6 protein-coding genes and 1 pseudogene are annotated in these 7707 nt (G+C 74.4%); 3 read left to right on the top strand and 4 right to left on the bottom strand.

Features of this window, described 5'->3' with window-relative positions:
- The 4 genes and pseudogenes from L615_RS23875 to mraZ all read right to left on the bottom strand — a co-directional run.
- A pseudogene (locus tag L615_RS23875) lies at positions 1–298 on the bottom strand (hypothetical protein); the annotation flags it as partial.
- Positions 298–1299, bottom strand: a complete 1002-nt coding sequence (gene rsmH, locus L615_RS18440; protein WP_028656649.1) for a 16S rRNA (cytosine(1402)-N(4))-methyltransferase RsmH — start codon at positions 1297–1299, stop codon at positions 298–300. The pseudogene L615_RS23875 and the gene rsmH, both read right to left, overlap by 1 nt.
- 7 nt (positions 1300–1306) lie before the next feature.
- Positions 1307–1474 (bottom strand): hypothetical protein, encoded by a 168-nt coding sequence (locus tag L615_RS23505; protein WP_157514959.1) that lies wholly within the window; start codon positions 1472–1474, stop codon positions 1307–1309.
- A gap of 337 nt (positions 1475–1811) precedes the next feature.
- The gene (gene mraZ / locus L615_RS18435) at positions 1812–2234 is read right to left on the bottom strand and encodes a division/cell wall cluster transcriptional repressor MraZ (RefSeq protein WP_028656650.1); all 423 of its coding nucleotides are present in this window, start codon (positions 2232–2234) and stop codon (positions 1812–1814) included.
- 337 nt (positions 2235–2571) lie between these two features.
- Here mraZ and L615_RS18430 point away from each other — a divergent pair, with 337 nt between their 5' ends.
- From L615_RS18430 to L615_RS18420, 3 genes are read left to right on the top strand one after another with little or no spacing between them, the layout of a single operon-like run.
- Positions 2572–3591: a MoxR family ATPase gene (locus L615_RS18430; RefSeq protein WP_084255429.1), complete on the top strand. Its 1020-nt coding sequence runs from the start codon at positions 2572–2574 to the stop codon at positions 3589–3591.
- 19 nt (positions 3592–3610) lie between these two features.
- Positions 3611–4840, top strand: coding sequence for a DUF58 domain-containing protein (locus L615_RS18425; protein WP_028656651.1), 1230 nt, complete (start codon positions 3611–3613; stop codon positions 4838–4840).
- The gene (locus L615_RS18420) at positions 4837–7194 is read left to right on the top strand and encodes a DUF3488 and transglutaminase-like domain-containing protein (RefSeq protein ID WP_145726070.1); all 2358 of its coding nucleotides are present in this window, start codon (positions 4837–4839) and stop codon (positions 7192–7194) included. The genes L615_RS18425 and L615_RS18420 overlap by 4 nt, the downstream gene beginning before the upstream one ends.
- Positions 7195–7707 lie beyond the last annotated feature (513 nt).

Here is a 7707-nt window from a genome sequence, read left to right as displayed (position 1 = left end):
GCTCGCGCAGCGACTGGATGTCCATCTCCAGCGCCTCCTGCTGGGCGCCGAGGTCGGTCGCCTGGCCCTGCAGCGCGGTCGCCCGGAAGGAGGCCTGCTGCATGGACGTGTTGAAGAGCAGCAGGCCGACCACGCCGGCGAGCAGGATGACGCTGACGAAGGCGACGAAGGGCACTCGCGGGGCGCGGGTGCGCCGGGGCCGCGGCACGACGGTGAGCCGGGCCCGCTCGAGGGCGGCCTGCGCGACCCGGGGAGCGACGGACTGCAGGCGACGGACCTGTGCTGCGGTGGAGGACATCAGACGGCTCCCTTGCCCTGAGTGCTGCTGGACCTGCTCGACGGACGGATGCGCTCGACGGCGCGGAGGCGGACCGAGGCGGCGCGAGGGTTCTCCTCGACCTCCTCGGGGGTGGCCTGCTCGGCCCCGCGGGTGACCAGCCGGTACGACGGCTCGGCCCCCTCCGGCACGAACGGCAGGTCGTCGGGGACGTCGAGCTTCGTGGCGTCGGCGAAGACGCGCTTGACCAGCCGGTCCTCCAGGGAGTGGTAGGACTCGACGACCACGCGGCCGCCGAGCCCGATCACGTCGACCGCCGCCGGCATCGCCCGGCGCAGCACCCCGAGCTCGTCGTTGACCTCCATGCGCAGGGCCTGGAAGGTGCGCTTGGCGGGGTGCCCGCCGGTGCGGCGGGCGGGGGCCGGGATGACGTCGTACAGCAGCTCGACGAGGCGGCCCGAGGTGGTGAACGGCTCCCGGGCCCGCTCGCGGACGACGGCGTCGGCGATGCGGCGCGCCATCTTCTCCTCGCCGTACTCCCGGAGCACCCGGGCGAGCTCGGGGGCGCTGTAGGTGTTGAGGACGTCGGCGGCGGTGGGGCCGGTGCTGCCCATCCGCATGTCGAGCGGGGCGTCGACGGCGTAGGCGAAGCCGCGCTCGGGCAGGTCGAGCTGCATGGAGGAGACGCCGAGGTCGAACAGGACGGCGTCGACCTCGTCGAGGCCCTGGTCGGCGACGACGTCGGCGATCTCGTCGTAGACCGCGAGGACGCCGGTGAACCGGTCGCCGTACGGCGCCAGCCGCTCGCGGCTCATCGCGAGCGCCTGCGGGTCGCGGTCGATGCCGATCACCCGGGCGTGCGGGCAGCGCTCGAGGACGGCCTCGGTGTGGCCGCCCAGGCCGAGGGTGCAGTCGACCATGACGGTCTGCTCGTCGTCGGCGATGCCGTCGCGCTCGAGCGCGGGCGCGAGGAGGGAGACGACCCGGTCCAGCAGGACGGGGACGTGGCGCGGGCTGGCCATGGCCGTCTCAGCGCCCCGACCCGGAGGCCAGGTGGGTGAGCACGAGCAGCAGGGCGCAGCCGACCGAGACGGCCGCGGAGAAGGCCATGAGGAGCAGCACCTCGCGTGCCTGCTCCCGCACGCGCGGCGGCCGCGAGCCGGAGACCTCCGGTGCGTGCGTCCGCATCACGCTCATGGCTTCGACCCTTCGACCCGGTGTGGAACTGCTGTTGTGCGGTGGTGGCTGTGAAATCGCGCGGATCCGCAGAGCCAGGTCCCTGCCCGCTCCCCTGCCCGGGTTGTTCGGGTGCCGTCTGATGCCGTCTGGTGCCGGGGAAGGTGCCCCAGAAGGCCGGGTGACTGACCCCCTCCGGTCGCGGGTGCCGCCTGGTGCCGGGGAAGGTGCCCCAGGAGGCGCGACGTCGGGTGGTCGGGATAGCGGGAGCGGGCTGAGACCTCGTCCTGCGGATCCGCTGTTGAGTTGTCAGTGGTTGTCGGTGGCTGCCAGTGGTGGCTGGTGGCCGCCGGTGCTGCTAGTCGTCGTCCTCGTCGAGCTCGGCGAACTCGTCCAGCGCCTCGGCCTGGAACTCGCGCCAGGCGGCGGGGCTCCAGATCTCGAGCCGGTCCCGGACCCCGATCACGACCACGTCGCGCTCGAGGCCGGCGTACTCCCGGAGGTGTGCAGGGATGGAGATCCGGCCCTGCTTGTCGGGGGTGCTCTCGTCACCACCGGCGAACAGCACCCGGGCGTAGCGCCGGGCGGCCTTGTTGGTCATCGGCCGCGCGGCTGCCCGCTCGGCCTCCTCGGCGAAGACATCGGGCGGCCACACGACCAGGCACTTGTCCTGTCCCTGTGTGACCACGACGCCCTCCGCCAGCCGATCCCTGAACTTCGCCGGGAGGAAGAGGCGGCCCTTGTCGTCGAGCTTCGGGGTGTACGTGCCCATGAAGAGCATCGGGCCACCCCCAGCCGTCCCACTGGACTCCGCCGTTCCTCCACTTTCCACCACAGTACCCCACTTTCCCCCACCGTCAACCACCAACGCCCCATTTCGCGGGGGGATTGGCTCCCCCGCGTCCCGGAAACCCGCAGGTCAGCGCAGGTCGGCGCAGGTCAGGGCCCCGTGGAGCGGTGGTGGAGCGGAGTGGAGCGGGTGGTGGGGGACGGTGGGGCGACCGGTCCCGGAGCCGCTGTCGCGCAGTGGCCCCGCTCCTCCCACCTGCGCCGTAGGGTTGGTCCACCGAGGGAGAGCACGACGAGGAGTAGCCGTGGAGACGCCGACCAGCCCACCGATGAGCCCGCCGCCGGCACCGCCGTCCGCGGGCGCCGCGACCGGCGCCACCACCGGCACCGACCTCACCACCGACGTCGACGCCGTCGCCCGGGTGGCCGCCCGGGTCCGCGCCAACGTCGAGAAGGTCATCGAGGGCAAGGGCGACGTGGTGGGGGCCGCGATCGTCGTGCTGCTGGCCGAGGGCCACCTGCTCATCGAGGACGTCCCCGGCGTCGGCAAGACCATGCTCGCCAAGGCCCTGGCCCGCAGCATCGACTCGACCGTGCGGCGCATCCAGTTCACGCCCGACCTGCTGCCGTCGGACATCACCGGCGTCTCGGTCTTCGACCAGTCGACGCGGACCTTCGAGTTCCGCCCCGGCGGCGTCTTCGCCAACGTCGTCATCGGCGACGAGATCAACCGCGCCTCCCCGAAGACGCAGTCGGCGCTGCTCGAGTGCATGGCCGAGCGCCAGGTCACCGTCGACAACGTGACCTACCAGCTCGAGTCGCCGTTCATGGTCATCGCGACGCAGAACCCGGTCGAGATGGAGGGCACCTACCCGCTGCCCGAGGCGCAGCGCGACCGCTTCCTCGCCCGGGTGTCCATCGGCTACCCCGTGCCGGCCGCCGAGATCGCGATGCTCTCCAGCCACGGCACGGTCAGCCCGCTCGACGACCTCGAGCCGGTGACCGACAGCGCCGAGGTCCGCAAGCTCTGCGAGATCGTGTCCCGGGTCCACGTCTCCGACGCGGTCCAGCGGTACGCCGTCGCGCTCACCTCCGCCACCCGCAACCACCCCGAGCTGCTGCTCGGCGCCTCGCCTCGCGCCACCTTGCACCTGGTCCGGGCGGCCAAGGCCCGCGCGGCCCTGCAGCGCCGCGACTACGTCCTGCCCGACGACGTCCGCGCGCTGCTGCCGATGGTGCTCGCCCACCGCCTGCTGCCGAGCGCCGAGGCGGCCGTCGGCGGCCGCGACGCGGCCGCCATCCTCGACGGGATCGCCGCCCAGGTCCCGGTCCCCGACCCCTCCGCCTGACCGACCCGGCTCCCCCACGATGCCGCGCCCCTCGCTCTCCTCGCTGACCCTCCGGGGCCGGGCGTTCCTCGCCGCCGGGGTCACCGCGATCGTGTGCGCGGTCGTGTTCGGGCAGCCTGCGCTGACCCGCGTCGGCGTCCTCGTGCTCGCGCTCCCCGTCGTCGCCGCGCTCTTCGTCAGCCGCCGCAAGCACGACCCGACCGTCACCCGCACCGTGTGGCCACGCCTGCTCCGGGCCGGGGAGACGGCGCGGATCGACCTCGCGATCGCCAGCGACCGGCGCCGGGCCGACGGCCCCCTGCTCGTGGAGGACTCCCTCCCCTACGCCCTGGGCAGCCGGCCGCGCTTCGTGCTGCAGGGCCTGGGCCAGCGCTGGGAGCGCACGGTCACCTACCCCGTCCGCTCCGACGTGCGGGGCCGGTTCGAGGTCGGCCCGCTGGTCGTGCGGATCACCGACCCGTTCGGGCTGGTCGAGCGGCGCCGCCAGATCGGCGGCACCGCCGAGCTCGTGGTCACCCCGCGGGTCCTGCCGCTGCCGGCCATCCCCCTCTCGGGCGGGTGGCAGGGCGCGGGCGAGCACCGGCCGCAGGCCTTCGCGTCCGGCTCGGCCGAGGACGTGAGCGTCCGGGAGTACCGCCGCGGCGACGACCTGCGGCGCGTGCACTGGCGGAGCTCGGCCCGGGTCGGCGACCTCATGGTGCGCCGCGAGGAGCAGCCCTGGGAGGCGCACGCGACCGTCGTCATCGACAACCGCGCGCACGCGCACCGCGGACAGGGGCCCGCCTCCAGCTTCGAGGCCGCCGTCGTCGCGGCCGCCTCCGTCGTGGTCCACCTCGAGAAGCACGGGTACGCCGTGCAGCTGGCCACCGCGACCGGCGCCGAGGCCGACGGCGCCGAGCAGTCCCTGCGCCAGCTCGCCGTCCTCGGCCTCACCGCAGCACCCTCGCTCGACACGACCTGGTCCGGCGACCAGGCCCGCGGCGGCGTCGTGGTCGCCCTGCTCGGCGCCCACGTCGCGGGTGACACCAGCGCACTGCGGCGGATCCGCCACGACGCCGGCGTCGCCCTCGCCGTCGTGCTCGACGTCGACCAGTGGTCCTCGTCCCGCACCAGCCTCGGCCCCGCTGCCGCCGCCGAGCCGATGCTGGCGATGGGCTGGCGCGCGGCGGGGGTCGGCCCACGGGACCGGCTCGACGCCGCCTGGCGCGACCTCGGACGCGCCCCGTCGCGAGGAGGGCTGCGCGCATGAGCGCCGCCCGCAGCACGCCCTCCTTCCGCGCCGCGCTCGCGCTGGGCCTGATCGGGCTCGCCACGACCTGGGTCGCGCTGACCGCGTGGCACGGCTTCGTGACCCGCCCTCCGTCGTACCTCAACCGCGTGGGGGTGGCCGGGCTGGCCATCGTGGTGACCGGCGCCGGGCTGCGTTCGCTGGCCTCGCCGCGCTGGCTGACCCTGCTCGCCCAGCTCGTCGTCGCGTGGGCGGTGGTCGCGTGGCAGGTCACCGGGTCGGCGGTCCCGGACGGCGCGACCTTCTCCGCGCTGGGCAACGCCTTGTCGGTCGCCGTGGACACGGCACGGACCTACGCCGCGCCGATCAGCCCCGACGTGCCGCCGCTCTGGCCGCTGCTGGTCGTCTCCGGCGTGGTGTTCGTGCTGCTCGTCGACGCGGTCGCCTTCACCTTCGGCCGGGTCCCGGGTGCGGGCCTGGCCCTGCTGGCCGTCTACTCGGTGCCGAGCGGGCTGCTCCAGGACGGACCGGGCTGGGGCAGCTTCGTCGTCACGACCCTCGGCTTCCTGCTGATGCTGCACCTCGACGCCCGCGACAGCCTGCTGCGCTGGGGGCGCTCGCTGGGACCGGAGGACAACTCGCCGTGGGGCCACGGCAACCCGGTGCGGGAGGCGGCGCGCGCGGGTGCGGGGCGGATCGGCCTCACCGCGACCGCGCTCGCGCTGGTGGTGCCGGCGTTCGTCCCGGTGCTGGGCACCGACCTGTTCGACCTCGGCAGCGGCAGCGGCGGCGGGAACATCCAGATCCGCAAGCCGATCGCCGACATGCGCCGCGACCTGGAGCGGGGCGAGGACGTCGCGATGGTCCGGGTCGTGACCGACGACCCCCGTCCGTCGTACCTGCGCATCTCGGTGCTGAACCGGTTCACCGGGGCGGAGTGGAGCAGCGGCGACCGCGACGTGCCGTCGGGCAACACTGCGAGCGGTGCGCTGCCGCCGCCGGTCGGGCTGGCGCAGGAGGTGCCGCGCACGGAGTACGACTACCGGGTCCAGGTCACCGAGCAGCTCGACTCGACGTGGCTGCCGACGAGCTTCCCGGCAGCGGCGGTGCGGGCCGACGGCGACTGGCGCTTCGACCCGAGCACGATGGACTTCCTCGCGGCCGACGACGACCTCGACACCCGCGGGATGGACTACTCGATGACCGCCGTCGCCCCGCACTACGGCACGGACGGACGCTACTTCCGCGACGCGTCCACCGGCGCGGTCCCCGACGAGCTGCTCGAGCTCCCCTCCGCCGTACCGGCCCTGGTGCGCGACCTCGCCCGCAGCGTCACCGCGCCGGCGTCCAACGACTACCAGCGCGCGGTGATGCTGCAGCGCTTCTTCCGCCAGGACGGCGGCTTCCGCTACGACCTGCGCCGCGCACCGAGCGGTGCCGGCAACGCGACCCTCGAGGGCTTCCTCGCCCCGGGCGGTCGGGTCGGCTACTGCGAGCAGTTCGCGTCGGCGATGGCTGTCATGGCGCGCGTGCTCGGCATCCCGGCGCGGGTCGCGATCGGCTTCCTCGAGCCGGAGCAGGTGGGACCGAACGAGTTCGTCTACAGCAGCCACGACCTGCACGCCTGGCCGGAGCTCTACTTCTCCGGTGCCGGCTGGGTCCGCTTCGAGCCGACCCCGGCCGGCCGGGCGACCTCGGTGCCGGCGTACAGCCGGGTCTCGACGCCCGGCTCCGGCGACGAGGACACCGGCGCCGCCAGCCAGCCGACCGACACCGGCGGCACCAGCTCGGCAGCTCCGGCGCCCGGCGCGAACCGGCCGACCGAGCCCGCAGGCACGGAGACCGGCACGACGACCGGCACGAGCAGCAAGACCGGCCGCAACGTCGCGATCGGCGCGGCCGTGGCCGTGCTGCTCGTGCTGCTCGCCGTGCTGCTGCTCGGCCCGCGCTCGGTGCGCGGCACCGCACGCCGCTCCCGCCTCGGGGGCGGTCCGGACGAGCTGTGGGCCGAGCTGCGCGCCACGGCGCTCGACGTCGGCATCCCCTGGCCCGAGGGCCGCTCGCCCCGCGAGGTCGGCGCGGTCCTCGTCGACCACCTCGCCGACCCCGATGCCCAGCCGGTCGAGCGCCCGCGCACCGGCCCGTTCGAGGCCCCGGAGGCCACGGCTGCCCTGGAGCGGCTGGTCGACACCGTCGAGCGCACCCGCTACGCGCGCCCCGGCTCCCGCTCCGCCGTCGCCGTGGCCGACCGCACCGCGACGGAGTCCGACGCCGCCCTGGTCACGGCCTCCCTCTCCGCCGGCGTCACCCCCCGCGCCCGCCGCCGCGCCCAGTGGCTCCCCCGCTCCGTCTGGTCCACCTGGCGCCGTCCCTGACCCACCGCGAGGTGTGAGGGTTGGCCCCGCGAGGTGTGAGGGTTGGCTGCGCGAAGTGTCAGCGATGGCGGTGCGAGGTGTCGCTCGTGGCTACGAACGACGCACCCGGATCCGGCAAGGGGCACCACGACCCACACTTCGTGCAACCACAACCCGCACCTCGTGCAACCACAACCCGCACTTCGTGCAACCACAACCCGCACCTCGTCGCGCGAAGCAACGCACCTCGCGGCACGAACCGTCACACCTGGCGGCCCGAAGCGTCACACTTCGCGGCGCAAACCCTCACACCTCGTCGTGAGGACGGGCACGGAGAGCCACCACGAGGACGCGTACGCAGGGCTTGCCGCCGGGCGGAGGTGGTCACCTACGGAAGGCAACTGCGTGCGCGGCAGCGTGGCGGCCGCGGCGAAGCCGCGTCAGCCGACACGCTCGCGCCGGTTACCAGCCGCCGCGCTCGCGGCGGCGGCGCCAGCGGGCCTGGAGGGTGTCCATGAAACCGGAGGAGGAGCG

The organism is Nocardioides sp. J9 (genome assembly GCF_007829375.1).
GTDB lineage: Bacteria > Actinomycetota > Actinomycetes > Propionibacteriales > Nocardioidaceae > Nocardioides.
The sequence above is the reverse complement of the archived record's forward strand: the minus strand, read 5'-3'. Positions and strand labels throughout refer to the sequence as shown.